This is a genomic window from Chryseobacterium sp. G0162, from assembly GCF_003815715.1.
Lineage (GTDB): Bacteria > Bacteroidota > Bacteroidia > Flavobacteriales > Weeksellaceae > Chryseobacterium.
Map to the genome: position 1 here is coordinate 3,516,990 of NZ_CP033922.1, position 25,627 is coordinate 3,542,616.

Annotated in this window: 29 protein-coding genes; 12 read left to right on the plus strand and 17 right to left on the minus strand. The window is 34.2% G+C overall.

What is annotated here, in order from left to right; all coding sequences use genetic code 11:
• Positions 1 to 27 precede the first annotated feature (27 nt).
• Entirely contained in the window at positions 28 to 2,400 is a 2,373-nt protein-coding gene (locus EG344_RS15910; RefSeq protein ID WP_123910271.1) for an outer membrane beta-barrel family protein, read from the minus strand.
• A gap of 129 nt (positions 2,401 to 2,529) precedes the next feature.
• Between EG344_RS15910 and EG344_RS15915 the strand changes: the two genes are divergently transcribed.
• Together EG344_RS15915 and EG344_RS15920 are read left to right on the plus strand one after the other, a co-directional pair.
• Positions 2,530 to 3,105 carry a Crp/Fnr family transcriptional regulator gene (locus EG344_RS15915; protein ID WP_123910273.1) on the plus strand — a complete coding sequence of 192 codons (576 nt, stop codon included), beginning with the start codon at positions 2,530 to 2,532 and terminating at the stop codon, positions 3,103 to 3,105.
• Between the two features lie 59 nt (positions 3,106 to 3,164).
• Positions 3,165 to 4,184 carry an NAD-dependent epimerase/dehydratase family protein gene (locus EG344_RS15920; RefSeq protein ID WP_123910275.1) on the plus strand — a complete coding sequence of 340 codons (1,020 nt, stop codon included), beginning with the start codon at positions 3,165 to 3,167 and terminating at the stop codon, positions 4,182 to 4,184.
• A 2-nt stretch (positions 4,185 to 4,186) separates the two neighbouring features.
• Here the strand turns inward: EG344_RS15920 and EG344_RS15925 are convergent, their stop codons facing one another.
• The 3 genes from EG344_RS15925 to EG344_RS15935 form a co-directional block, all read right to left on the minus strand.
• A complete protein-coding gene (locus EG344_RS15925; protein WP_123910277.1) occupies positions 4,187 to 4,801 on the minus strand; it encodes a hypothetical protein in 615 nt (204 codons plus the stop codon).
• 339 nt (positions 4,802 to 5,140) lie between these two features.
• Positions 5,141 to 5,536 carry a VOC family protein gene (locus EG344_RS15930; protein WP_123910279.1) on the minus strand — a complete coding sequence of 132 codons (396 nt, stop codon included), beginning with the start codon at positions 5,534 to 5,536 and terminating at the stop codon, positions 5,141 to 5,143.
• Between the two features lie 11 nt (positions 5,537 to 5,547).
• Positions 5,548 to 6,216, minus strand: a complete 669-nt coding sequence (locus EG344_RS15935) for a hypothetical protein (RefSeq protein ID WP_123910281.1) — start codon at positions 6,214 to 6,216, stop codon at positions 5,548 to 5,550.
• A 147-nt stretch (positions 6,217 to 6,363) separates the two neighbouring features.
• On the opposite strand from EG344_RS15935, the gene EG344_RS15940 reads away from it, so the two are divergent.
• Both EG344_RS15940 and EG344_RS15945 read left to right on the plus strand, forming a co-directional pair.
• Positions 6,364 to 6,927: a TetR/AcrR family transcriptional regulator gene (locus EG344_RS15940; RefSeq protein WP_123910283.1), complete on the plus strand. Its 564-nt coding sequence runs from the start codon at positions 6,364 to 6,366 to the stop codon at positions 6,925 to 6,927.
• Positions 6,928 to 6,966: 39 nt separating this feature from the next.
• The gene (locus EG344_RS15945; protein WP_123910285.1) at positions 6,967 to 8,367 is read left to right on the plus strand and encodes an MFS transporter; all 1,401 of its coding nucleotides are present in this window, start codon (positions 6,967 to 6,969) and stop codon (positions 8,365 to 8,367) included.
• Between the two features lie 62 nt (positions 8,368 to 8,429).
• On the opposite strand, the gene EG344_RS15950 is transcribed toward EG344_RS15945, so the two are convergent.
• The 7 genes from EG344_RS15950 to EG344_RS15980 form a co-directional block, all read right to left on the minus strand.
• Positions 8,430 to 9,530 carry a serine hydrolase domain-containing protein gene (locus EG344_RS15950; RefSeq protein ID WP_123910287.1) on the minus strand — a complete coding sequence of 367 codons (1,101 nt, stop codon included), beginning with the start codon at positions 9,528 to 9,530 and terminating at the stop codon, positions 8,430 to 8,432.
• A gap of 108 nt (positions 9,531 to 9,638) precedes the next feature.
• Complete coding sequence (locus EG344_RS15955; RefSeq protein WP_123910289.1) at positions 9,639 to 10,370, minus strand: class I SAM-dependent methyltransferase; 732 nt, start codon at positions 10,368 to 10,370, stop codon at positions 9,639 to 9,641.
• Between the two features lie 147 nt (positions 10,371 to 10,517).
• Positions 10,518 to 10,718 (minus strand): YqaE/Pmp3 family membrane protein, encoded by a 201-nt coding sequence (locus EG344_RS15960; protein WP_185145564.1) that lies wholly within the window; start codon positions 10,716 to 10,718, stop codon positions 10,518 to 10,520.
• An 82-nt stretch (positions 10,719 to 10,800) separates the two neighbouring features.
• A complete protein-coding gene (locus tag EG344_RS15965; RefSeq protein ID WP_123910291.1) occupies positions 10,801 to 11,499 on the minus strand; it encodes a M949_RS01915 family surface polysaccharide biosynthesis protein in 699 nt (232 codons plus the stop codon).
• Between the two features lie 21 nt (positions 11,500 to 11,520).
• Complete coding sequence (locus EG344_RS15970; RefSeq protein ID WP_123910293.1) at positions 11,521 to 11,934, minus strand: hypothetical protein; 414 nt, start codon at positions 11,932 to 11,934, stop codon at positions 11,521 to 11,523.
• Between the two features lie 4 nt (positions 11,935 to 11,938).
• Entirely contained in the window at positions 11,939 to 12,322 is a 384-nt protein-coding gene (locus EG344_RS15975; protein ID WP_123910295.1) for a tetratricopeptide repeat protein, read from the minus strand.
• Positions 12,323 to 12,360: 38 nt separating this feature from the next.
• Positions 12,361 to 14,379, minus strand: a complete 2,019-nt coding sequence (locus tag EG344_RS15980) for a M3 family metallopeptidase (protein WP_123910297.1) — start codon at positions 14,377 to 14,379, stop codon at positions 12,361 to 12,363.
• A gap of 215 nt (positions 14,380 to 14,594) precedes the next feature.
• Here EG344_RS15980 and EG344_RS15985 point away from each other — a divergent pair, with 215 nt between their 5' ends.
• The gene (locus EG344_RS15985) at positions 14,595 to 15,119 is read left to right on the plus strand and encodes an SRPBCC family protein (protein WP_123910299.1); all 525 of its coding nucleotides are present in this window, start codon (positions 14,595 to 14,597) and stop codon (positions 15,117 to 15,119) included.
• A gap of 36 nt (positions 15,120 to 15,155) precedes the next feature.
• Here EG344_RS15985 and EG344_RS15990 read toward each other — a convergent pair whose 3' ends face one another.
• The gene (locus EG344_RS15990; RefSeq protein ID WP_123910301.1) at positions 15,156 to 15,518 is read right to left on the minus strand and encodes a DUF805 domain-containing protein; all 363 of its coding nucleotides are present in this window, start codon (positions 15,516 to 15,518) and stop codon (positions 15,156 to 15,158) included.
• Positions 15,519 to 15,648: 130 nt separating this feature from the next.
• On the opposite strand from EG344_RS15990, the gene EG344_RS15995 reads away from it, so the two are divergent.
• From EG344_RS15995 to rimM, 4 genes are all read left to right on the plus strand, one after another.
• Positions 15,649 to 16,098, plus strand: a complete 450-nt coding sequence (locus tag EG344_RS15995; RefSeq protein WP_123910303.1) for a hypothetical protein — start codon at positions 15,649 to 15,651, stop codon at positions 16,096 to 16,098.
• Between the two features lie 109 nt (positions 16,099 to 16,207).
• Positions 16,208 to 16,717: a nitroreductase gene (locus EG344_RS16000; protein ID WP_123910305.1), complete on the plus strand. Its 510-nt coding sequence runs from the start codon at positions 16,208 to 16,210 to the stop codon at positions 16,715 to 16,717.
• Between the two features lie 174 nt (positions 16,718 to 16,891).
• Positions 16,892 to 17,446 (plus strand): 30S ribosomal protein S16, encoded by a 555-nt coding sequence (locus tag EG344_RS16005; protein ID WP_123910307.1) that lies wholly within the window; start codon positions 16,892 to 16,894, stop codon positions 17,444 to 17,446.
• A gap of 14 nt (positions 17,447 to 17,460) precedes the next feature.
• Positions 17,461 to 18,003 carry a ribosome maturation factor RimM gene (rimM, locus tag EG344_RS16010; RefSeq protein ID WP_123910309.1) on the plus strand — a complete coding sequence of 181 codons (543 nt, stop codon included), beginning with the start codon at positions 17,461 to 17,463 and terminating at the stop codon, positions 18,001 to 18,003.
• 77 nt (positions 18,004 to 18,080) lie between these two features.
• Here the strand turns inward: rimM and EG344_RS16015 are convergent, their stop codons facing one another.
• From EG344_RS16015 to EG344_RS16035, 5 genes are all read right to left on the minus strand, one after another.
• Complete coding sequence (locus tag EG344_RS16015) at positions 18,081 to 19,724, minus strand: serine hydrolase domain-containing protein (protein WP_123910311.1); 1,644 nt, start codon at positions 19,722 to 19,724, stop codon at positions 18,081 to 18,083.
• An 84-nt stretch (positions 19,725 to 19,808) separates the two neighbouring features.
• On the minus strand, positions 19,809 to 20,723 hold the full coding sequence (locus EG344_RS16020; RefSeq protein ID WP_123910312.1) for a helix-turn-helix domain-containing protein: 915 nt from the start codon (positions 20,721 to 20,723) through the stop codon (positions 19,809 to 19,811).
• A gap of 101 nt (positions 20,724 to 20,824) precedes the next feature.
• Positions 20,825 to 21,664 carry an SDR family NAD(P)-dependent oxidoreductase gene (locus EG344_RS16025; RefSeq protein ID WP_123910314.1) on the minus strand — a complete coding sequence of 280 codons (840 nt, stop codon included), beginning with the start codon at positions 21,662 to 21,664 and terminating at the stop codon, positions 20,825 to 20,827.
• Between the two features lie 120 nt (positions 21,665 to 21,784).
• The gene (locus EG344_RS16030; RefSeq protein WP_123910316.1) at positions 21,785 to 22,591 is read right to left on the minus strand and encodes a helix-turn-helix domain-containing protein; all 807 of its coding nucleotides are present in this window, start codon (positions 22,589 to 22,591) and stop codon (positions 21,785 to 21,787) included.
• Positions 22,588 to 23,517 (minus strand): helix-turn-helix domain-containing protein, encoded by a 930-nt coding sequence (locus EG344_RS16035; protein WP_123910318.1) that lies wholly within the window; start codon positions 23,515 to 23,517, stop codon positions 22,588 to 22,590. Before EG344_RS16035 ends, EG344_RS16030 begins: the two co-directional genes overlap by 4 nt.
• A 175-nt stretch (positions 23,518 to 23,692) precedes the next feature.
• Between EG344_RS16035 and EG344_RS16040 the strand changes: the two genes are divergently transcribed.
• The 3 genes from EG344_RS16040 to EG344_RS16050 are packed head-to-tail and all read left to right on the plus strand — an operon-like array spanning position 23,693 to position 25,526.
• Positions 23,693 to 24,343, plus strand: a complete 651-nt coding sequence (locus EG344_RS16040) for a hypothetical protein (protein WP_123910320.1) — start codon at positions 23,693 to 23,695, stop codon at positions 24,341 to 24,343.
• The gene (locus EG344_RS16045) at positions 24,340 to 24,915 is read left to right on the plus strand and encodes a hypothetical protein (RefSeq protein ID WP_228412750.1); all 576 of its coding nucleotides are present in this window, start codon (positions 24,340 to 24,342) and stop codon (positions 24,913 to 24,915) included. The genes EG344_RS16040 and EG344_RS16045 overlap by 4 nt, the downstream gene beginning before the upstream one ends.
• A gap of 11 nt (positions 24,916 to 24,926) precedes the next feature.
• Positions 24,927 to 25,526 carry a CDP-alcohol phosphatidyltransferase family protein gene (locus EG344_RS16050; RefSeq protein ID WP_123910322.1) on the plus strand — a complete coding sequence of 200 codons (600 nt, stop codon included), beginning with the start codon at positions 24,927 to 24,929 and terminating at the stop codon, positions 25,524 to 25,526.
• The last annotated feature ends 101 nt before the right edge of the window (positions 25,527 to 25,627 follow it).

The following is a 25,627-nucleotide window of genomic DNA, read 5'->3' on the forward strand; positions in this document are numbered from 1 at the left end:
GTTTTTTATGCTAAAGAGAATGGGGTCTTAATTATTACCACCATTTGCTCTGTTGGAGTCTTCAAATTTCACCTGTTTTGTAGCTCCTTTTACATTGTTATTTCCGAATTTATAAGTAAGGGAAAGATGAACGTTTCTGGTTATTCCTTTGTATTGGTAATCAATATTGTAATCCGGATAATACTCGATTCCTTTTTCACGGTTGGTATTCAGTACATCATTCAAATAAAGGTTGACAAGAAGTTTTTTATCCATAAAACTCAACTTTAGCCCTGTATACAATGAAGAATTGGTGTAGTAATAGGTATTTCCATCTCTATTAGGAAGGCTTCCCCAAAATCCCAGTAAGAAAGTCACTGTTTTATCTTTATTGAGGAAGAAACTATTGTCTATGTTGATATTGGCACTATATCCTGGAGGAACAGGCAGAATAGATGGGTCATAAGATTTTGCTTTGGTATAATAGCCATTAACAAAAATATTAGATTCCATCCACTTCAATTTGTTGTAGTTGTAACTGATATTGATTCCGGTTTGATTTTCATTATAGAAATTCTTAGCAATGGTGTATCTATAATTCTCATCTATCATCTGAATTCTGTCCCAGCTGTCTTTATTGTAACTGTGATACAGCGTAATGTTGAATTTGTTATTCAAAACATATCCGAATTCAAAATTATCCGAAAATGAAGGGAGCAGATACGGGTTTCCGGTAGTATACTCAAAGTTGGAGGTGAAATACTTAAATGGATTCAGATTTCCAAAATAAGGACGTGAAATTCTGCGGGAATAGCTTAGTGAAAAAGAATTGTTTTCATTAGGCTTATAACTTAAATAAGCCGTGGGGAAGAATTTACCATATTTGATCGTTGTGGAAATATTATCATTCATAGAAATACCCTCCAGTGTTGTGTATTCGTAACGTAGTCCCGCCTTTGCATCCCATTTATCATTGATCTTAAAGTTGGTTGAAAAATAAGCAGCATAGTTTTCTTCGTTATAAAGGAATGTATTGGTTTTACCGGCATTAAGCTGATTTTGTCCGTTGATAATGTCGAAGAAATTAAACTCCGAATCATTTTTGATCTTTGTATACTTTAGCCCGGATTCTGTTTTTATTTTACCAAATGTTTTTTCCAGATCAGCCTGTCCTGAATAAATTCTGTATTTACTGATAGGATTAGCCATGGTATAAACTTCTTGCGGAGTATAGGTATTGGAGAAGTTTCTCGCGTTGGAATTATTCAGCATCAAATTAGCTGTTACATTCAGCTTTCCTCCTGTACTGTCTATTTTAGCTTCATAAAATGCAGTGGCATTATGAACATCTCTGCTGTTTCTGTTGTTGAAATCAGAAGAAATAGTAATGATTTCTTTTCCATTGAAACGGGTCGATTCACTTACGCCTATTTCTTTAGGATTACTATGGGAGTAGTTATAGTTGATTCCGAAAAGATGTTTATCATTGATCTTATATTCAGCCTTTATATTTCCGCTTTTGTATTTGTAATTATTAAGATTGTCACCATCTTTGTTCCAGTAATTGTTATTGGTGATACCGGACATATTATTGTAAATATTATACTGCCAATAGTTATCTCCGGCTGATAGATTGGTACTTAATGAGAGCTTTTCTCCCTGATAATTAAAGGTAGCACCTCCTCTGGAAGAAACGGTAGGTTTTCCCCAAAAATAATTTCCTGAGGTCTGAATGGAACCATTCCAGCCCAGATTGGCATTTTTCTTAAGAATAATATTAATGAGTCCGCTTTTTCCTTCTGCATCATATTTTGCAGGAGGTGTGGTAATAACTTCAATTTTAAGAATATCATCAGAACGGATTGTCTTCAGATAATTGATAAGTTCCTGTCCATTCAGGTTCAGGAGTCTGTCATTAATCATTACAGCGACATTACTTTTCCCGGCAATACTTATCGCTTCGTCACTGGTTTTTACCATAGGTGTTTTAGCGAGAGCTTCTATAGCATCAATTCCCTGAGATGCTACAGAATTCTCAACATTGAAGACCAAACGGTCTACTTTTCTCTCGAATAATTTTTTCATTGCAGTAACGGTTACTCCTTCTACTTTCTGTACCACAGGTTCATCCTTGATCTGAATGTCCTTTCTTGCATTTCCTTTTACTGTAATTTTCTCACTGTTGGTTTTTACCCCGTCTTTTATAATCTCAAGTAGATAATTCCCATCCTCCTTCAAAGGAATTTTGAATAAACCTTTTTCATCTGTGATTGCAGAAAATTTAATATCATTTTTTGTGATGAGTACTTCAGTTTCCGCTATCGGTTTATTTTCTTTGTCTGTAACAGTCCCTTCTACACTTTGTGCCAATGCGAATGAAGATGAAACAAGACTTAAAAGAAGAATAATTTTCCGGTTCATATTTAGCTTTTTATACAAGACAATTATTTTGCAGAGAATATTACATGGGGCTGTGAAAAATCTTTTTCTTTGCAAAAATATTTGAGTATTCTTTTGATTATTTTTGTAATAGATATAAACTCAACTTCAATGCACGATAAGCTTCTACAATACATGTGTTCCAGCCATGATTTTTCTCCAAAAGAAATTGAAATGGTTCAACAGTATTTCGAGCCTGTATCTTTTTTAAAAAATACTGTGATAGAAGAGCCTGGTAAGGTTCCTAATTATCTTTATTATATTGTTTCGGGGTATCTCAGACTTTTTTATCTGGATCAGAACGGAAATGAAGTAACAACACATATCAATTGTCCACCCGGATTTTTCACCTCTTATTCTCATTTTATCAACAGAACCGTTTCTGATCATAGCGTGGAGTGCATTACGGCCTGTGAACTTTTGAGAATTAGCAAAGAAGATCTCGATCATCTTGTCGCTGAAAGTCAGGTAATGAAAGATTTTAGTATTTCAGTATTTCAGCATTCTATTGCCTATAATGAAAACCGTTCCAGAGAATTGTCAACGTTGAACGCCGAAGAACGCTATGTTAAACTATTAAAGGATTATCCGGAAATTATTCAGCATGTTCCTATTCAATATATTGCTTCATTTTTGGGGATGAAACCGGAAAGTCTGAGCAGAATCAGAAGAAAAATAATTAACTAACAAAAGTCAAGTGGTTTCGTAAGCAGGAGCATGAACTTTGCTGCATTAAAATCAATGCAATGACAAAGAATAATCTAAGCCTCGTTTCAGGAGCTAATGGACATTTAGGAAATAATTTAGTCAGGTTTTTATTGAAACAAAGCGTTCAGGTAAGGGCAACAGTACGCAATATCCAAAATACAAAACCTTTTGAAGGACTGAACTGCGAGCTGATGCAGGCTGATATTACAGATAAAGCCTCTTTTGTAAAAGCTCTTCAGGGAGTAGAAACCTTTTATGCAGTAGGAGCTTCCTTTAAATTATGGGCTAAAGATCCTAAGAAAGAAATTTATGATGTCAATATCAAAGGAACCCGAAATACTATTGAAGCGGCAGCCGAAGCTGGAGTAAAGAAAATAGTCTATGTAAGTTCTATTGCAGCACTTGATTATACTCAATTACCCATAAAGGAAAGCAATGGGTATAATCCGGATCGTAGGGATATGTACTATAATTCTAAAAATGATGGTGAAAAATTAGCTTTTGAACTGGCAGCAAAGCTTGGGGTAGAACTTGTTTCCGTTATGCCATCTGCGATGATTGGAAGTGAATCATTTCTGCCTTTAAATGTATCTTATGGAGTACTAAAGCTTATTCTGAATAAACAGATTCCCGTAGATACAAAGATTACCCTGAATTGGGTAGATGTGAAAGATGTTGCGGAAGGATGTTATCTGGCAGCCCAAAAAGGACGCTCTGGAGAACGGTATATTCTGGCCAATGAAAAATGCATGACCATTACCGATACAACGATTTTGGCCAATAGACTATATCCGGATCTAAAATTAAAAGTTCCCAATTCTGTTCCCAAAGGAATTCTTTATACGATTGCTGCTTTGATGGAATTCACGGCAAAGTTGAGTGGTAAAGCTCCGGTATTGACGAGGAAAGATATTTCAATGTTTTCCGGATTGCAACAGGATTTTGATATTTCCAAAGCCAGAAATGAATTGGGTTTTAATCCAAAAAGTCCTGAACAGGCTGTAAAGGAAGCCTTTGATTATTTACTAAAGAATCCAGAACTTTTAAAGGAAGTTTAGAATTATAGCTGAATAATAGAACCTTTATAAAATTTAGTCAGGTCATACAGGTCATTGAAGTATTTTTGGAGATCTGTATTGCTTTTTTCATCAATATTTTTTAATGCCGAATGACTTTCTGCCAATGTATATAAAGTTGGGTAATCAGGTTTCAGATAATCAGAAAGAATGTTTTCTTTACCTTGTTCCCTGTTGATTATTTCTGTAAGGAATATTCCGTAGATCAGGAATTGATTAAAATTCTGAGCATTGACAATATAATTCATATTTTCCTGAGAAAGTTTTTCATAATCAGAAAGAACCTGTAGGAAATTTGCAGTGTGTAATGGGGATTGAATTTCATAAAAAAGATCAATTCCATTGATAAACAGCTGAGTTTTTATTTCTTCATGATCAGAAGGGTAAGCTTTGCTAAACCATAAAAATATATTTAAAAGTTCTTGTCTGTTAAGTTCTTCCACAGAATCTTTTACTTTATCCTTGATGATTTCAAGACTTGCTCTTCCATCAGGCTGGAGAAAGCTCAGAAAATTTTCCTCTTCACGACAAAGCTTATTGTACAAATTGATTTTGGCAATATTTGGATTGGTTTTGATGAAATAAAGTTCTTCTGTCATAACGAATTACCAAATATTTTTATTGAAATGGTAATTAAAGATACAAAATATGCTGAAACATAGATTGAAAAATGTTATGCGATGAATGGAATGCATTTGGGGATGTAAGCTGAAAGATCGAGGCAGGAAGTTGTAAACCACATAGAAACATAGATCTTTTTGATGCCAAAAGCGTTTCAAAAGTTATTTTAGACCGAAAACAGTCATTGATAATAATCCTATGTGCTTATGGGGTTCACATTTAACACAGAAGTAATAAATTATTTTATAAAATACTTCTATAGCTCAATGTTTCAATAGTGGAGTTTTTTCTTTTATGTACTTAATAACTTCCATCTCTCAGTCTCCATCTTCCTTACTCATTGTTTCATGCAAAGCAATCCTGTTTCCCTCTGAGTCTTCGAATTCTGCCACTGCAAAACCATATTTCTCATCTGTTCTTTTGGGATAAAGAATTGTTCCTGCATGTTGAAGAACTTTCTCAAGGGTAGCATCAATACTTTCGGTTTTAAAATAAATAATAACCCCATCTTTGGTAGGTTTGTAAACATCGCCTTTAGCCAGTGCACCGGTAATGCCACTGTTCTTTTCTTCAAAAGGGAAGAGGGCCATCTCATAATGATCGATGATGTCTTTCTCGAAACTGAAATTGAAAACAGCAGAATAGAAGTTTTCTGCACGTTCAAGATCATGTACAGGAATTTCAAAATAAACTACAGGATTGGATGAATTCATTGAGATGTTATTTATTTTTTAAATGAAGGAAGCGCTTTTATTTCTGATTTGAAAATCATTGTTGTAGCAATGGATCTAAGAAGAGATCTGGTGATGGAAAGTGGATGCTCAGGGAATTCGTGATCGTATTTTTCCAATTCAGACTGATTCATTAAAGTTCCCTGCTTAAATTCCGGATCATAAGGATCTCCGAACCAGTTTTTCATATTTTCTTCATCAATTTCGACTTCTCCGGCTTTGTGTAATCTGTCAAGAATAAGCGCATCTCTCATCCCTGTAATTCCTATTTCATCAGCCTGAATTTTTATTACATAACTGCAATTTTCAAAAGGAATAGTGATGGAAGCAATATAAATCATCCCTGTTTCCTGTTGGGGATATTTAATAATGGTTTTTACACAAGGGATGTTATGGATATGAATAATATCCGTTTCAATAATACCACCATTAGATGCTGCTGCAATATTTCGATAAAACTTTTGTAGGTAATCAAGATCTTTTGCCGTAGGAAGATCAGGTTCTTTATCAAAAAAATGAAGGACAATTAAGGCAGATTGTTGTGGATTTACCCATCTTATAGCTTCATTATCTTCCGAAACTTTTGTCCATGCCTGATCGGGAATGGTTACAGAATGAAGGTTAGCTTTAATTTTTTTCTTCTTCTTGAAAATGTTGAACATGGCTTGTCTTTTATAGCTTAAATATCGGGCTATTTTATCAATAATAATGATTCATGAAGAAGAATTTTAATGAACAGAGAGAAATTCTTTATTATAAAAATAGATAGACTTCTCTATTTTTTACTTAGCTTTGCTAAAATTTTCAGGATGAAAAAAGAAAAAGTGCGAGACAGGATCATCAGAGTAGCTTCAGAATTATTTTATAAGCAAGGTTATAATTCTACGGGAATCAATCAGATTATTGCTGAAGCTGATATCGCTATTGGTTCGCTGTATAATCATTTTGCATCCAAAAATGATCTTCTTCAGGCTTATTTAATCAAAGAAGAGCAGGATTGGTTTGAAGGTCTTGAGAAAAGTATTGCTTATCTTTCTGATTCTAAAGAAAAGATATCAGCAATCATTGATTATCGTAAAAAACTACAGCAATCATCAAAGTTCGCAGGATGTCATTTCATTAAAATTGTCTCTGAAATAGGAGAGGGGAATGCGGCAGTATCCGGTTTTGCAAAAAATCATAAAGAAAAACAGAAAGAAATTATCCGTGAGATTGTGCATGAATATTGTGAAGGAAAGCAATGCTCAGATCCTGATTTAATCATCGAAAATATATTTTTATTGATAGAAGGAGCGGTAGTAACTTCCACCATTACTAAGAAAAATGACTCTTTTGATATGGTGAAAAAAATGATTCAGGGTTTATTACCTTAATTTTTTTATAAATTAAAAAATAGATATATCTATATAAAAATGAAACGTAACTATTTGAAATTATTTGTTATACTGTTTGGTCAGTTGCTTACAATCATGGATATTTTTATCATCAATGTATCCATACCTTCCATACAACATGATATTCAGGCATCTAACGGAGAAATGCAATTGATGATTGCTGCTTACCTCATCGGGTTTGCCTCTTTTCTTATTACTGGTGGACGCTTGGGTGATGTATATGGAAGAAAGAAGGTTTTCATTATCGGCTTGGTCTTTTTTATGATAAGTTCCATTACCTGTGGCATTTCACAAGGCGCTCTTCAGCTGATGATCTCAAGATTAGCCCAAGGGATAAGCGCTGCATTAATGGCCCCACAGGTTCTTTCTATGATCCAGATCTTATTTCCGGATCATGAACAACGTACTAAAGCCATGGGCTGGTATGGAATTACCATTGGGATCGGGACAATCCTGGGACAGTTTCTGGGAGGATATTTTTCATCTCTAACCACTTTAGAAGAGCCTTGGCGACTTATTTTTCTGATCAATATTCCTATTTGTCTGGTAGCTTTATTTTTCAGTGTAAGAAACTTAGAAGAATCCAGAGTCACTACAAAACAATCCTTTGATAACTGGGGTGTTTTGCTGTTGTCTGCAGGGCTTTTCAGCATGACTTATACACTTACCGTTTCTGAAAAGAAAATTTTTTCTGTTCTGAATATATTGCTCATGGCTGTTTCTATGGGGATTTTAATCTTCTTTATAAAAAATCAGAAAGATAAACTGAAAAATAATAAGCCTTATCTGATTGACTTTGAGTTGTTACACTTTAAAAATTTCAATTTGGGTATTGTAGCTGTTTCTTTCTTCTTTATTATGCTGGATTCTTATTTCTATATTCTCTCTTTATTTTTTCAGGATGGATTAATGATTAATCCGTTGAGGGCTGGAGAAGTAATTGTTTTTCAGGGATTAGGTTTTATCCTGGCTTCAGCTTTTTCAGTGAAACTGATCCTGAGGTATGGAAAAAAAGCCCTGGTGGCAGGACTTGGTTTTATTATACTGATTTTGGTTCTTCAGATTATTTTCTTCAATGGATCCATTGAATTTTACCAGTTATATCTGTTATTATTTTTACATGGGCTAGGAGTAGGTTCTGTAATTCCGTCACTGGCCAATATTGCGCTTTCCGGAATGCCTGAAAAACTAATAGGAAATGCTTCCGGTGTTTACAATACCTTTCAGCAGATTGCTGCAATTATGGGAATTGTTGTTGTTGGAAGTGTATTTTATTATTTATTGGGAGAAAAACCTTTAATACAGCATTATCATAATGCCTTTACCATAGCAATACTGATTAATATTCTATGTTTGGCGATTGTACTTGTGTGTATTTTTAAAGTTCCTCAGTCTGTTCTTCCCGAAAGACGAAGATAAATCCACCGAATCATCCAGGTGCTAATTTTTCCAATGACATTCATCGTCGTTGGAGTTTTGTTTTAAGGCTTTTTTAAGGGTGCTTTTATTTCACTTAATTTTATTTTAGCAATATCCCGGGTAATATCGGTTGGAGAATGACAATCACAATTACTTAGCCCTACTACATAAATATCTGCATCAGGAATATAAACGCCCATACTTTTGAAACCAAATACACTTCCGCCATGCTCGCGATCCGGAGTTCCGTTGATTTCTTTCAAATGCCATCCATAGCCATACGTAAATTCTTCCCCATCGTTAAGTTTATATTTTTGAAAGGCTTTTTGAATTTGTTGAGGATTTAATAGTATATTTTGATTCAAAGCTTGTTGCCATTTCCATAAATCATCAACGGTAGACATCAGTGAGCCTGAAGAAAAAGGAACACTGAAGCTAATAATAGTCTTATTCACGTATCCATGTTCTTTTTTATGATATCCGTAAGCTCTTTGAGGAATTACTTTTCGGTCTGAAGCATAATAAGAATAGGTCATCCCAATTTTATCAAAAATATTTTTTTTGATAAAATTTTCGTAGGTATCTCCTGAAGTAAGCTCTATAATATAACCAAGAACAACATATCCTGAATTATTATAATCGAACTTTTCACCTGGTGCAAAATCAACAGGTTCATTTTTGAAAAAATCAACCATAGCTTTGGGTTCCATTTCTTTTTGAGCAATGGAAGACAAAGTTTTCATCTTTGTAAAATCCTTAATTCCTGAAGTGTGGGTAAGAAGATGATGAATCGTGATTTTATCACCATTAGGATAATCTGTGATATATTTTGAGATGGGATCATTTACCTTAAGTTTTCCTTGTTGTTCCAACATTAGAATAGCTACAGCAGTAAATTGCTTGGTCATAGAACCGATTTGGAAAACATGTTCAGGCGTCATTGTAACACCAAGTTCCAGATTAGCTTTTCCGAAAGCTTTTTTATAAAGGCTTTTACCCTTTTGAACGACCATAAAAACACCTCCCGGCTCATCTTGGTTTCCAAATCCGGTAAGTATGAGGCTGTCTATTTTCTTTTCGTTTTTTTGGGTGAGTAATTGTGCATCCACAGTACTGCAAATCAGCAGAGCTATTAGGAAGGTTATTAATTTTTTGGTAATCATATCATGTAATTTGTTATACAAAGATATGTATTATTTTAATTACTATGTTATACAATATACTAAGTGACATTAAAAATTATTTTTGTTGTATACCGGGTAAATAAGTTTCTATTTTTCTACTGAAATTAGTAACATCATGGGTCTTCGGAGTTCATCTTTCATTTCTGGGATCTCTTTCAGCATTTCATGATTAGGTTCAGGTTCAATGATTTCTTTGATCTTAAAGCCATGTTTTAATAAGACATTCAGATAGGAGGTAACAGTTCTGTGATACTTGATGACATTTTCCCCTAAGAATGTAGTATTTCTTTTTCCTTCCATAAAATACCGGTCAACTAGCCAGGCTATTTTCTCTCCATCTTTATTGTACATCCAATCCTGACCTCCTTCAGCAGTAAAAACAGGGTGTTCCACAGAGAATACAAAATGGCCGCCTGAAGTAAGCCATCGATAGATATTTTGAGAAATTCTATCGAATGATTCCACATAATGCAGTGTTAATGAACTTAAGATAACATCAAATTGTTCTGCGGGATAATCAACATCTTCTAATGCTTTTCTTTCATAGAGAATTCCTTCGAGATTGTTAATTTCTTGTGCTCTGGTCAGCATTTTTTCTGAAAGATCAATACCAATAACAGATTTTGCTCCATTTTCCATAGCATACCGACAATGCCACCCGAATCCGCAGCCAAGATCAAGCACATTTTTATCTTTAAAATCCGGTAACATATTTTTCAGGGCATGCCATTCTCCGGCTCCCTCTAATCCCAACTGGGAACGGAGCATCTTCTCATACTGGTCAAAAAAAGACGGGTTATCGTATTTATTTTCTTTCATGGCGGGAAAAATTTACAGCTTTTAAACGGAATTAATGAACTATAAATTTACGATTATTAGCTGAAAAAGTTTTAAAACGCTGATTCAAAATTTTTCAAAAAAAAATCCTTTATGTAAATAAAGGATTGAGTATAAATTGCAAATGATTTATTTTTGACTTTCACGTACAGCACGGATTAATTTTTCGTTCCGCTCATTGGCTCTTTCATTATTTAAAGACATCACTGCCCAGATGGCAGCAGGAAGCCAGCCAATTAAGGTAATCTGTAAGAAAAAACAAATGATTCCGGTGAGAACTTTTCCCCTAACAATAAAAGATAGAAAAGGAAGTACAATTGCTAAAAACATGATTTAAATTTTTAAGGTTATGATATCGTTTTTATTTGTCAAATGTATTGATTTTTAGGACAAAGTAGAAAATCACAGACAATTAATCTTCCCTATTCTTATTCCATAATTCTTCAGCATAATCCCTGAAAGTTTTTGGGCCTTGTTGAAAAGCCTTATCAAAGGTATAAGATCCTCCTTCAAATACAGGTTTACCATGATTTTCCATTCCTGTTCGGATTTTTGTTTGTCCACGCATGGCAAACTTTTGCTTTCCTTCATACATGATAATCTTTAAATCTGAAGGACTTACATCACCTTTGCAGGCAATTTTATACATGATCCAGACTTCAGCAATACCGTTTTTATCAAGATCTGTTACGCTTAAAGTATTTTTCTTAAACTCAGCATCTATATCTACCATACAGTCTTTGACAAAATCATTGACTTTCCATACCAGCTGATTATTTTCTAAAGAGTAAGATTGCCCAAAAACTTCAGCATCTGCACTATCATCATTTTCATGAGGAAAATTTTCATTTCTGTACTTTCCGGTTTCAGATGTAACAACTATATATTCTCCTGTTTTATCTTTCCATTGGAATCCTTCTTTGAAATTTCCTTTATATTTTAATGCTTTTGGAACTTGGGAAGAATCAATTCTTGTAGTAACCAAAGAATCTGTTTTTTCTACCTGATTAACTTCCGGTGATTGAGTTTCTGAAATTGAATTTTTCTTTTCTTCTTTACAGTGTAAAAAGAATAGAAACGGAAGGCAATAGAGTAGGTGCGTTTTTTTCATAGATTATTTTTCTTTTCTGATTTATTGAATCAATTCATTTATCGTTTTCTCTGTATCCATCAAGTCTCCCTGAGGAATCTGATGCTTAAGATAAGTAAACAGTAAATTGGTTACCCAACTGTTTTCAATATCGTGAATATAGTAAGACGAAATTAATCCAAAGTCATCAGAAATATACGCTGGCAGCTCAGAAGAACTGGTAGCTTTGAACATAGAGATAAAAATATCTTTACGGATATGCGTAACAGCATCTTCGGTTTCTTCGTCTATTTCTTTTCCATCAACTGCCTGGTATGCTTTCATCCATGCATCAGAAAATTCTGAAGAATCTCTGTTGTTGAGGATTTCATCAATCTTTTCAGGGGTAATATTGACAAGAGCAGCCTTTAATGACTCATTAAAAGCTGCTTCTAATTTTTTTAATTTCTCTATCATAATTTTAATGAGATTGAGGGTCAAAATAAGCTTTAAAAGTAAGCGGATTCTCAATTTTTCCCTCAGCGTCCTCCAGATATTCTAAATATTCAGCCTGATGCTTTTCCATATAAATCATAACGATGGCCAGATTTACGAAAAGGTTTTTATCTACCGAGCCCAGATTTAAAGCCATTTTTAAATAATCCAAAGCTTTCTCATTTTCTCCCATATCGGAATAGATTGCACCCATGTTGATGAGTGCAGAAGTATTCTCAGGTTCAATAAGCAGAATTTCATCTAATTCTTTCACTAAAAGATCGTTTAGTTCATCCCAATGATCTTCATTCTCCCACCTTTTCGCCTGGAGTTTTTTTACATTTTCAAGTCTTTGTGATATGTTATTCATTTGTTTTTGAAGGTTTTTCCTTCGTATTAAATTTTTTACTATCCAAAAGCCCTTTTTAATAAACTTTCTACCTTGGGCTCACTTCCTCTGAACGCCTTATATAGTTCCATAGGATCTTTTGTTCCACCTGAAGAAAGAAGTACTTTGTATTTGGATGCAATTTCAGGGTTGAAGATTCCATTTTCCTTAAAATACTGGAATGCATCAGCATCCAATACTTCTGCCCATTTGTAAGAATAATATCCTGCAGAATATCCACCCTGGAAAATATGAGAGAAACTTGGACTCATCGCGGTTTCAGGATTGGTTGGATAAAGTGCTGTCGCTTTGGTGTATTGATCTTCAAACTCTTTTACAGTTTCATTCTCCAGCTCTGCAACTTTTGTATGATAGTTCATATCCAGTAATCCGAAACCTAGTTGTCTTAAAGTCTGGTATCCTTCCATGAAGTTTTTAGACTGCTCAATCTTTTCAATTTTTTCGTCAGGAAGAACTTCTCCGGTTTTATAATGTTTGGCAAATGTTTTCAGGAACTCAGGTTCATAACAGAAGTTTTCTAAAAATTGAGAGGGAAGTTCCACAAAATCCCATTTTACAGAAGTTCCTGATAGAGTAGGATATTGAGTGTCAGCCATCATTCCGTGGAGAGCATGTCCGAATTCGTGGAATAAAGTCGTTACTTCCTGGAAGGTCAGCAAGCTAGGGGTATCTTTTGTAGGTTTACTGAAGTTACAAACAATAGAAATATGCGGACGGGAGTTTTCTCCATTCTGCTTATATTGATTTTTATAGCTGGTCATCCATGCGCCGGCTCTTTTCCCTTTTCTTGGGAAATAATCTACATAAAGGAGAGATTTATAATTCCCGTTTTCTTTTACTTCATAAACTTTTACATCTTCATGGTATTTCGGAATGTCATTTCTTTCTTCAAAAGTTAATCCGAATAGTTTACCTGCCAATCCAAAAACAGCATCCTGAACTTGATTTAACGGGAAATAAGGCTTCAGTTCTTCATCATTAAGATCATATTTTTCTTTACGCAATTTTTCAGCATAAAAAGCGTGATCATAATTTTGCATTTCTTCAACTCCATTGGCTTTTGCCAGAGATTTTAATTCGTCAATTTCTTTGGCAGCGTAAGGAGTAGCCTTCGTTAAAAGCTCATTGAGAAAGTCAATAACCTTTGCCGGAGATTTTGCCATTCTTTCTTCCAGAACAAAATCTGCATAATTTTTATAGCCTAAAAGTTCAGCTTTCTGTTGTTTTAACTGGAGAAGTTCTTTGATGAGGTTTTGATTGTCATATTCTCCACCATCAAAAGACTTTTTACCATTCGCCAATGCCAGTTCCTTTCTCAGTTCACGGTTTTCAGCATACGTCATGAATGGGATATAGCTTGGATATTGTAACGTAACCACCCAGCCTTCAAGATTTCTTTCTTTAGCTTCCTCAGCAAATTGTTCAACAATCGCTTCCGGAATTCCGGCTAATTGTTCTTTATCTGTAATATGTTTGAAATAAGCATTGGTAGAAGCCAGTACATTTTGTCCGAATTGTAGGGATTTTATAGAAAGATCCATGCTGATCTTCTTTAATTTTTCTTTGTCTTCTTCATTCAGTAGGGCACCACTTCTTACAAAACCTTTATAGGTTTCATTCAAAAGCATTTCCTGTTCCTCATTAAGGTTATATTGTTCCTTTTCATCATATACCTTTTTGATTTTATTGAAAAGGGCTTCATTTTGAGAGATTTTGGAAGAGTATTCCGTTAAAATCGGGGAAACTTCCTGGGCAATCTGTTGGATTTCGTCACTGGTTTCAGCAGAATTTAAATTGAAAAAGATATTCGATACCACATCCAGTTGCTCACCGGAATAAGCTAATGCCTCAATAACATTTTCAAAAGTGGGTGCTTCAGGGTTGTCAACGATAGCATTGATTTCTTCTTCAGATTTTTGAATTAATTCCTTGAAAGCAGGAAGGTAATCTTCATTTTTAATGTCACCGAAAGGTGCTGAGTGATATGGTGTGTTGAATTTTTCTATTAAAATATTCATTTTTCGATTTTTAGTTAAACGTAAATGTAAGGATTCATCGGAGAATCCAAGCTGAAAGTCTCAAAAATAATGCCTTAAAGCCAAGTTATGACAAAAATGCCTTATCTTTAAATAATCTTGTCCTATGCAAAGAGGGGATGATGTCAGAATATTTAATTTTGAAAGCAGATGAGATCTTCATTTTGAAATAAATAACCTTAAATATTATATAGACTATGAAAACACTCTTAAAATTTATCGGCATTATCCTTTTGCTGGTTATTGTATATGCTGTTATTGCTATGCTGGCTTTCAGTAAAGATTATCATTATGAAAAATCTATTGTCATTAATGCTCCCAAAGAAAAAGTTTGGCAATATACAGGTTCTTTAAAAGGATATAATATGTGGGATCCTTTTTCTAAAGAAATAAAAAATATTAAAATTACTTATTCCGGTGAAGGAGATAAAATAGGAGATTCTTATCACTGGAAAGGAGATGACAGTGAAGGAGAACAATCCATCACAGCCATTAGCCCCAATGAAAAATTGGCTACGCAGCTTCATTTCATAAAACCCTTTGAAGGAAATGCTAAAAGTAACATGATACTGACTCCTGAAGGTAATGGAACAAAAGTAACCTGGATGATTGATAATGAACTGAATGCCATGATGAAGATTATGAAACCTATGATGGAAAGCAATATGGATAAAATGTTTGGGCAGGGACTGAATGACCTGAAGAAATTATCAGAAAAATAAAAATAGAAGCCTTGTACATTGTGCAAGGCTTATTGATTAAATTTCTTTTCTACCGATCTCGTTAATCGCGTTATAATTTCCTTCTCCTTTAGGATTAGGTCCGTATTCATTAGGCCCGTGGTCGCTCTCTGCAAATAGCATCCATAAACTATAAAAAGGAATTAGCTGAAACCATCCGGAGTTTCCTCTGTCATGACATCTTTTTGCACCCTGTGCAAGAAGAAACCAAAGAGACGGAATAAGAAGGATAAAGAAAAGTATCATAACCATTCCTGAAGGTTCCTGGTTAAGCTGAAAATAAATATTGAAAGGAACATAAAATACCAGGTATATAAGATATGATAATCCATATTCTGTTCTTCTGATTCTCCCATCAAATGAAAATGGTGATTTAAACATGATTTTTAGTTTTAAAAAAGGCAAATCTAAACATAATTCTCAAAAAAGAAATATTTTGAAAAGAGTAATTGTAGACTAAGTCAAACAATATTATTAGAAAAATATTATCTTTATATAAAGAAACGATTGTATGGAGAAGACCGTATTTGAAAAAAGAGATATCAGAGACTTTGTAAAAAACACCATTGCAGAAAAAATTGAAAAGCTTAAAAACTTCATTGAATTTACTCTGGAGGCCAGTCGTGATATCAAAAAAACACCAAAGTATGATAGCATGCGGGAAGAAATGCAGGAGGAAATCTATCAGATGCAGCGACAGCTTGGTGCTTTAAATGATCTCAAACGAAATATGGGAAAAGTTTTGAATACCTCTACAGACCGAGTTCAGCTGGGCTCCTTAGTGATTACTAATAAAGCCCGTTTTTATATTTCTGTGTCATTAGGCGAATTTTTCTTTGAAGGAGACCGATTCTACGCCATTTCTTCTGAAAGTCCTATGGCCAAAAAAATGATGGGAATGAAAGCAGGAGATGAGTTTACATTGAATAAAATTCATCAGAAAATCATAGAAGTGTTGTGATATTATTTCTTCAACCAATACCACTCTTACCACTCAAAACCTCGTATCCCAAATCAAAATCTTTATCTATTCTCCTGTAAATTAACTTACATGTTGTATTTTTGTCTCTATGAATAAAGCAGAAGTTTTAAAAGAAATCATAGAGCAAAGAAGAAGTATTTTCCCGAAAGATTATACGGAGGCAGAAATTTCTCAGGAAGTTATTGATGAAATTTTACATTCAGCCACTTTAGCTCCCAATCATAAGCGTACTAAGCCTTGGCGTTTCAAAATATTCAAAGGAGAGGAAAAGGCAAAACTGGCTTCAGAAATGCAGGCGATCTATAAAGCCACTCAGCCTGAACAATTATTCTTAGAGAAAAAATATAATGATATTGGTTTTAAAATCAATAAAGCTAATGTAGTTGTTTCTATTGTCGTTAATTTCAGCGGAATGGTTCCTGAGTGGGAAGAAATTGCGGCTACTTCAATGGCTGTACAAAATATGTATTTGAGCTGTACAGCTAATAATATTGGCTGTTACTGGAGTTCTCCTACAATTGTTGACCATTTGAAAGTATCTTTGACGATAGAAGAAAACCAGAAGTGTCTGGGGCTTTTCTATATGGGAAAAATATAACAATATAACAGTTTACCAATGCACCAGTTAAATTCTTACAAAAGAGGGGCAAAATATGGTTACATTGCTAGATTGATAAATTGTTACATTAAACCATTGTTCAATCAGAATTTTTGTCTATCTTTGCACTCTTAAATATTTAACTGGGACGAGTTCCCGTAAAATTCAAACATTATGTCAGTAAAAATCAGATTACAAAGACACGGTAAAAAAGGAAAACCTTTCTTCCACATCGTGGTTGCAGATTCTAGAGCTAGAAGAGATGGTAGATTCATCGAAAAACTAGGAACTTACAACCCAATTACTAACCCAGCAACTATCGAGTTGAACGTTGATTCTGCTGTACAGTGGTTAAACAACGGTGCTCAGCCTACTGATACTGCTAGAGCTATTTTATCTTACAAAGGTGCTCTTTACAAAAAACACTTACAAGGTGGTGTTGCTAAAGGAGCTTTTGATCAAGCTGAAGCTGAAAAAAGATTTAACGCTTGGTTAGATACTAAAGAATCTAAAGTACAAGGTAAAGTTGAAGGTTTAGCAACTGCTAAATCTGATGCTAAAAAAGCTGCTTTAGAAGCTGAAGCAAAAGTAAACGAAGCTAGAATTGCTGCTGCTGCACAAGCTGAAGCTGATGCTAAAGCTGCTGAAGAGGCTGCAAACGCACCTGCTGAAGAAGTAGCTACAGAAGGAGAAGCTGCTGCTGAAACTGAAGAAAACACTGAAGCTTAAGAACATTTCCGGTTATGCGTAAAGAAGATTGCTATTTGTTGGGGAAAATAACACGCAGACACGGACTTGCGGGCAACGTTATCCTTAAATTGGATACCGACCAGCCCGAGCTTTACAATAAATTGGAATCAATATTCGTTGAAATCAACGGATTATTGGTTCCATTTTTTATTGAAAAATCATCATGGAGCAAATTAGATGCTCTGAATCTTGCATTCAAAAACTCTTCTGAAGCAATAGTAGATCAGGTTTTAGGTAAAAGTGTTTACCTGCCGTTGACTACATTGCCTAAACTTTCAGGAAAACAATTCTATTACCACGAAATCATCGGATTTGAAATTCTTGATGAACATGATAACAACTGTGGGGTTATCAGATCTGTAAACGATCAGACAGCACAGGTGTATTTCATCACCAATCTGGATGGAAAAGAAGTGGTTATTCCTATGATTAAAGACTGGATTCTTGAAGTTGACAGGGAACAAAGAACAATCAAAATGAAACTTCCTGAAGGTCTTATTGATGTATTTCTAGTTCCATCTAAGAAAGACGAATAAATTTTCTTTTTTGATAATCAATTCACTATTGATTATTCACTTTATTCACCATTTTTTATTACTCATTACCCATTTTATTACTCATAAATAGCTGGTAATAAATATTCCTGTATAATTTTATCAACCTGTGAATGTGCATAGGGTTTATTATATGCTGTAGCTGTAATAACCATTACAATTGGTACATCTACAAATACAATAATCTTGTTTCCTCCATTCCCACTACATTGATAAGCTTCCAGATTTTTGTTTCCCACTTTATAAATTTTCCTCCAGAACAAATATCCATAGCCTTCAAAATCTTTATTATCTGAGAAATAGTTAGTGAAAGATTTCTTTATCCAATTCGTATTTAATATCATTTTTTCATTCCAGCTCCCTTTATTTTTATATAATTGTCCGAACTTTGCAAAATCTAAGGCTCTCATCCGTAAGCCGCCTGCTAAAGAAGGCTTTTGTTGAGGAGTAAACTGCCATTTATAGCTCTTAATTCCAAGAGGCCGAAATAATTTTTTATCAGCATAGTCTTTCAATCCTTTGGGAAGAGATTTATCTAAAATATCACCTGTTACTACAACTCCAGCTGTAAAATAATTCCAGTTTTTACCGATTTTATTTTCAGTCATAGGCAAATTCAATGTGAATTTTACCCAATGATCGGTAGGATACATATTTTCTTCATTCCCTGGAGATTCAGAGTCCTGGTCATTACCATCAAAACCCGAGCTCATTGTTAATAAGCTTTTTATAGTAACACTATCTTTTCGGGGTGAGTAATTTTCAAAAGATTTTAAATCATAAAAATCCTTTAGATTTTGATATTCGTTTTTAATAAAACCCTCTTGAATAGCGATTCCCATCAATGCGGAAGCAAATGTTTTTCCAACCGAACGTGTATCCTGTAAAGAGTCTCTTCCTGATCCGTTAAAATATTCTTCAAGAAGAAGCTTTTCATTTTTAATAACAACAATGCTGGTAATATTTTTGAACCTTTCTTCCGCAATTTTTTTGTTTAGATTTCTGATCGTTGCAATATTCAGTTTTTCTTCAGAAACCTTCCATCCGATGTCAGGCATGACAGGCTGAATTGCGATTTGATGTTCAGGAATATTCTGTTTAGGAACATTAAGACGGATTTGCCCTTCTGCAATAATGTTTCCTGTAATAATAGATCCTGTATTCAGATAGGGACGGATTTCAATTTTTAAAACGTGGTCTCCCTCAGCCAGGGCATCAATTCCGTCATGACCCCTATAAAAACGCATCCATAAGTACCTTCCCCATGAATCTTCATTCTTACTGCTGAGAAGAGGAATTCTTAATGTGGTCTTCATTTTTTTATTTTCTGAAGTTTCGGCACCTGTATTGAGATTTTCTTTATAAATCAGTTTTTCGTCAACATAAAATGAGAATTGAAAGTTTCCTTTTTTAAGGAGTTCATCCGCAGTCCAATTAGGTTCAAGCTTATGAAGGTAGTTGATCAGAGAATTGTCAAAAAAAACATAAATACCAAGATCTCCGTTTTCCTGAAATACTGAAGAAGTAATAATATCTAAATCTTTGAGGTTTTCAAGTGAAACAGCTTTGTTCAGGAATACAATTTTCCCGGAATATTTTTGTTGAATGGGATTTTCAATTTTTTCTGGATTGATAATATTTTTGCTTTGTCCCTGGTAAAGATAGAAGGTGAAAATAAAAATCAATAATAGAGCTGTTCTCATGGCAAGAAGTATTTAAACAAAAATAATAAACTTCTTTACAGTAAAATAGAATGAAATTAACATGCTATTTTATAATCATGTATTCTAATTGAACCGCTTTCTAAATTCTCCTGGTGACTGATTCGTTTTTTGTTTAAACAGCTTACTGAAAGACTGTGGATGTTCAAAACCAAGTTCATAAGCAATTTCACTCACGGATAAACTTGTCGTGCTTAACCGTTCTTTCGCTGAATCAATTAATTTATTCTGAATATGCTGCTGTGTATTTTGCTGGGTATGAAGACGAAGTAGGGTACCAAGGTAATTGGGTGAAATATTCATCTGTTCAGCTATACATTTCACAGAGGGAATTCCATTTTCTACGAGACTTCCGCTTTCAAAATATCCGGAGAGTAGCTCTTCAAATTTATGCAGCAATTCATGACTTGATTTTTTTCTGGTAAAAAACTGACGTTCATAAAAACGGTCAGAATAAATCAATAACAATTCAATCTGTGCAATAATCAGTTCCTGGGTGAACTTATCAATATTTGACTGATATTCACGTTCAATATTTTTAAGAATTTCAAGAATGATCTTTTCTTCTTTATCTGAAAGAAAAAGGGCTTCTTTCACCTGGTAGCTAAAGAAATCGTAAGATTTTATTTTTTTTGTTAATGACGTATTCCAAAGAAAATCAGGGTGAATCAGCAATAAGAATCCAGTAGGTTCTACCTGAATATCCTGTCTTATTTCCAGACTTAAAAACTGCTGTGGTGAAACAAAACACAACACTCCCGAATCGAAATCATATTGCTGCTGCCCATAATTGAATTTTGGATTGACATTTTTCTTCAATCCGATGGAATAAAAATTCTGTATCCATTTTAATTCTTCATCCTCCACCATATAATGTACTTTACTATAATCTATCAGGCTGATCAGGGGATGCTCAGGGTTTGGAAGACTGCAGAAAGCATGAAAATCTGCAATAGTATTAAAACGAACAGGCTGTTTCATAAAGGCTAAGGTAATTGTTTTTATAAAAAGTACAATACATTGTTTTACAAAGCCTTCAGCTCCATTCAGAATGAACGGAGCTGAAGGGTATCATGATGATATTAAATTGCTGTTGAAACAGTCAGATTTTCCCATTTTTCAGCATCTTTCTTTAAAATATCAATTTTATTATTTAGAAATTCCATTGTTCCTACTCCTAATAATAAATGAACAGGAGGATTTTTCTCTTTGCTGATCTGGATCAGAACATCAGCTGCTTTCACTGGATCATTAGGCTGATTACCATTGATTTCATTAAGGTGAGCCTGTTCAGAATTCCTTGCGGCTTCATAGGCCTGAATAGGATTTGATGGAGTTCTCACAGAATCTTTATTTAAGAAATCCGTACGGAAATATCCCGGATATACAACGGTAGCATGAATCCCAAAATCTTTTACCTCTTCAGCTAATGCTTCTGTAAATCCGGCAACAGCAAATTTTGTTGAGCAGTAAATTCCCCAACCCGGAAAATTAGCAGAATATCCACCGACAGAAGAGATATTGAAGATGTTTCCTGATCTTTGCTCACGAAGATAAGGCATGGCATTTCTGATTACATTTAAGGTTCCGAAAACATTCACAGCATAATTTTTTCTTGCTTCTTCATCAGTAAGTTCCTCCAGCGTCCCGATTTGTCCGTAGCCGGCATTGTTGACAACTACATCAATTCGGCCGAAATGTTCCACCGTTTTAACAATGGCGGATTTTATATCATCGTTATCTGTGATGTTGACGCTGAGTGGAAGGAAATTTTCTGAAGTTTCTCCAATGGTAGAAATAAGGGATTCAACGGTACGGCTGGTAGCAGCAACCTGAAATCCTTCGGATAATAATTTTTTTACCAGCTCGAATCCTAAGCCTTTTGAAGCTCCTGTCACGAACCATACTTTTTTTGTTTCCATTTTTAAATATTTTTTTGTTTAAATGATGGTACAAAGATGAAAACTTACAGGAGGTAAAATGTAGCCAAATCGGGGAATGATGTATCCAAATCGTGAATGGTGATTGTATTCGAAAAGATTTCAATGAACTTTCAATAGATTTCGGTATTTCAAGGGAGTAATTCCTATATTTTCTTTGAAGCACCGGATGAAATGACTTTGATCTGCAAAACCGCACTCCAGGGCAATATCCGTTAATGAAGAAGGCGAATTGAGAAGTTCCATAGATTTATTAATCTTTAATTTTCGGAGGTATTCTCCCAGATTGCAATGGAAATATTTATGAAAATCTCTGCTTAAATGAGTAGGGTGGATATTCAACATTTTAGAAAGTTCGGTGAGATTTAGGGCTTCAGCAACATTTTCATGTAAGATTTCATTAATCTGGCCTACCCACAACGGTTTTGTTTCTTTGATTTCCTTCTCATGGGTTAATCTACTCAAAAGATGTAATAACACTTGATTAACTGCCATTTCGAGAGATATATCATTGGTTTTTGTTTCTTTAAAAATCTGATGTGCCAATAATTTGAAGGCTGGATCTTTAATATTGAAACTGCCTTCAACTTTGTTTTTCTGAATATTAAACTTTTCAAACCAATTTTGAGTGATTTCTATGTGGAAACCTCTGGTAAAAACATCCGGTTTAATATTATAGTGTGGATCTTCCCAATGATGATACAACAATGTTCCTGCTGAGCATCCGTATGTTTCTTTTTTGTTGCCTTCCGTCATATTGCCCTGCAAGAGAAAAGTAAAGTAAGCATTTTCGTGATAATGCCAGTCTACATAAGAATGGGTATATTCCGTATCGGTGATGGTCAATCCTTCTAGATTGATTATTTGATTGGTTTCTCCGAAATATTCGCCGTTACGAAGAGTGTTCATGATAGGTTTTGTTTTAGTTGGTCAATCTGTTCATACATTGTATTGAAGAACATTTTTCTTTCCCGGTTTCCGGATTCATTCAGTGATCTTGAATTCTTGATCTGATGTTCGAAATAACTCAATGAATCTTCACAGGTTATTTTATCATTCGTCATCATATATCCGAACATACTGAACGGAATAAAAAAGGAACATTGCTGTTCATTTTTAAATAAAATGCTGTTGTTGAGAATCACCAGATCATTGATGTAAATCTGAAAATTAGATTTTTCCAGCGTTTTATTTTCCAGTTCCATCAACAGGTTTTTAAGATCTTCAAGAATCAATTCAATATCATTGTTATTCAGTAACCTCATTTCAGAATAAAATTTGATTTGCCTTAATGCACTCATTATTGTAGTGTCATTCCAGATCTCCGTAACATTCTGTTTATTATATAAATCTCTGAGCATTTCATTTTTTACTGAATGATATTGCATATTAAAATCCTGAAAAGGACTTAAAAACTTATCCTGATTCAATAAATTCATCCATACATAAAACTTAAAACGGGATAAAATAGAGTCTGAAATTGTATAGAAGAACGGAATATCCTTGGCTGAATAATAAACTTTAGAGTTTGTAATATCCTGGAAAACATTGAGTATTTTAAGAGAATTTTCAAAGTAATGTAAAAGATCATCAGTTGTTTTTACAGGCTGTGTTCTTTGAACAACCAATTGATTTTCTGTTCCCAGAAACTGATCTAGTGATATCTGGTAATACCTGGCGAGTTCAAGGGCTTCCTCAAAACTGAATTTGGCCTTCAGTGAAGTCCGCCGATGGGCAGCATCATAGCTGATATTAAGAATATTAGCAATCTCATCATTCAACGATCTGTCACCTATCTTTCTTCGGATTTCCTTTAATAAAGCTTCCTGATGCATGGCTTGTGATTTTCACAAATGTAATATTTTTTGAGAGTAAAAAGCCTTTTTTGATAATATCTTATCCATATGTTTTGCGATTTTCACAAATAGGATGAATTTTTTAATTTTTTTTCACATTCATTCCTGGGCTTTCGGCTGATAATTTTGAAATATAATTTTAAAATCATAAGCTATGAAAGCACAATTTTTTTTAATAACAATGCTTTTATTCAACAGTCTGTGCTATGCTTCAGACACAATAAGAGTAGATTCTTTAAAACATAAAGTTATTGGATTTTCACCTTCGAAAAATACCAGAAATATCAATGGAGTTTTGCTTAAATACTTTGATCAGGAAGATGGATTTACTCCTAAAAAAGTAAATGGATTGGGAATGGGTTTTAATCCATTAGGGTTATTTTTTCCTGCATTACTCATTGTGTATTTACCCGGTGCAGACCGATGGAGTCTGAACAATAATTATGGTGTTATTCCAGAAAATAAAATGAATAAAATTAATGGAGTTCAGTTGTCATTGATCAATATGGAACCTACAGTAACCAATGGTTTGGAGATTAATATTTCAAGTAATATCAATACTTATGCAGTAACAAATGGAATAGCTGTTTCTCCCATTCTTAATTTTCATCATGAAATAAAAGGAGTTTCTGTGGCACCATTGGCTAATGTGGGACAGAAATGCCTCGGTCTTCAGATCGGTCTTTATAACAGCTGCAAAGATTTCCGTGGGCTCCAGATTGGGGCGTGGAATGAAAATGGAAAGCGGAAACTGCCTTTCATCAACTGGAATTTTAAGAAACAAAAAAACAATGAACAGCCATGAAAAATCTTGCTTTAATAACTGCTTTTACAGTCGTAGCACTGAGCCTGAATTCGTGTGTAAGTTTCAGCAGAAAAATGATTCAGGATGATCTTTTGGAGCTGAATAAAGAAAATGTTCAGATGATTGATGGGCAATATGAATATAAAGGCTATGAACATATTGGGAATAACAATACAAAATCTGATAAAACAGAGAGTGTTGGAGAAATGTTGGCTATGAAAAATGGAGAAGTGATGGATTTTAATAAGCTCATTATAAAATCCGTACCGTTAGCAAAAAATAAAACGTATGAAGTACAGCTCCTATTTTTGAAAGACAATACTATTGGATATACCTTTAAATATAAAGCCAGGTTGAAGAATGGTTTGTTTTTACTGGATAACTTCACTTCTGATTGTGATGAAATTCCTTATTTGTTTGGAGGCTGCCGTAATTTCCGGTCAAGAATAGGTTTAACCCAAGATTATAACCTTCTGATTCAGGATTATTATGATAACAGCGGAGCTTTTTTACTCTTTTTCTGGTCAGGATACACCATCAATTATGCAGAAAAATATAAAAGAATTAATTAAAAATAATAGTCATGAAAAATATTCCTTATTTATTGATCTTATCGCGTTTTATTACAGCCTTTGTTATTCTGTATCTGGGATATTATGTAGGAGAATCAGCTCGTCAACTTATTCTGATTCTAATGTATTTTGGATTGTTTACTGATATTTTTGATGGAATTATTGCCCGTAAAACCGGTATTTCTTCGGAAAAATTAAGACGAATGGATAGTCAGACCGATCTTGTTTTCTGGCTTTCATTGGGATTTGCTTCTTATTTCCTAAACCCGGATCTGATTATTAATGAATGGAAAAGTATACTGCTGATCTTCATCATGGAAGCTTTATGTTATATCATAAGCATCTGGAAATTTGGAAAAGAAATCTGTACGCATGCCTTTTTGTCAAAAATGTGGGGATTAAGCCTTTTGTTGGCCTTTACCTATTTGATAGCCTTTCAGAAAGCAGGCTGGACCTTTGATCTGGCAGTAATCTTAGGATTGATTTCTCATATTGATGTTATTCTGATTATTATGTTCCTTCCCCAGTGGCAATATGATGTTCCCAGTTGGTATCATGCGCTGAAAATCAGAAATGGAAAGCAAAGAAAAAAGACCATTTTCTTTAATTAAAGTATTAAATAATTGATAAATGATTTTTAAAGACGGTGCAATCATCAAGTTGCGCCGTTTTTTTGTAACTTTGCGACCATTAATTTTTATACAAAAATTTA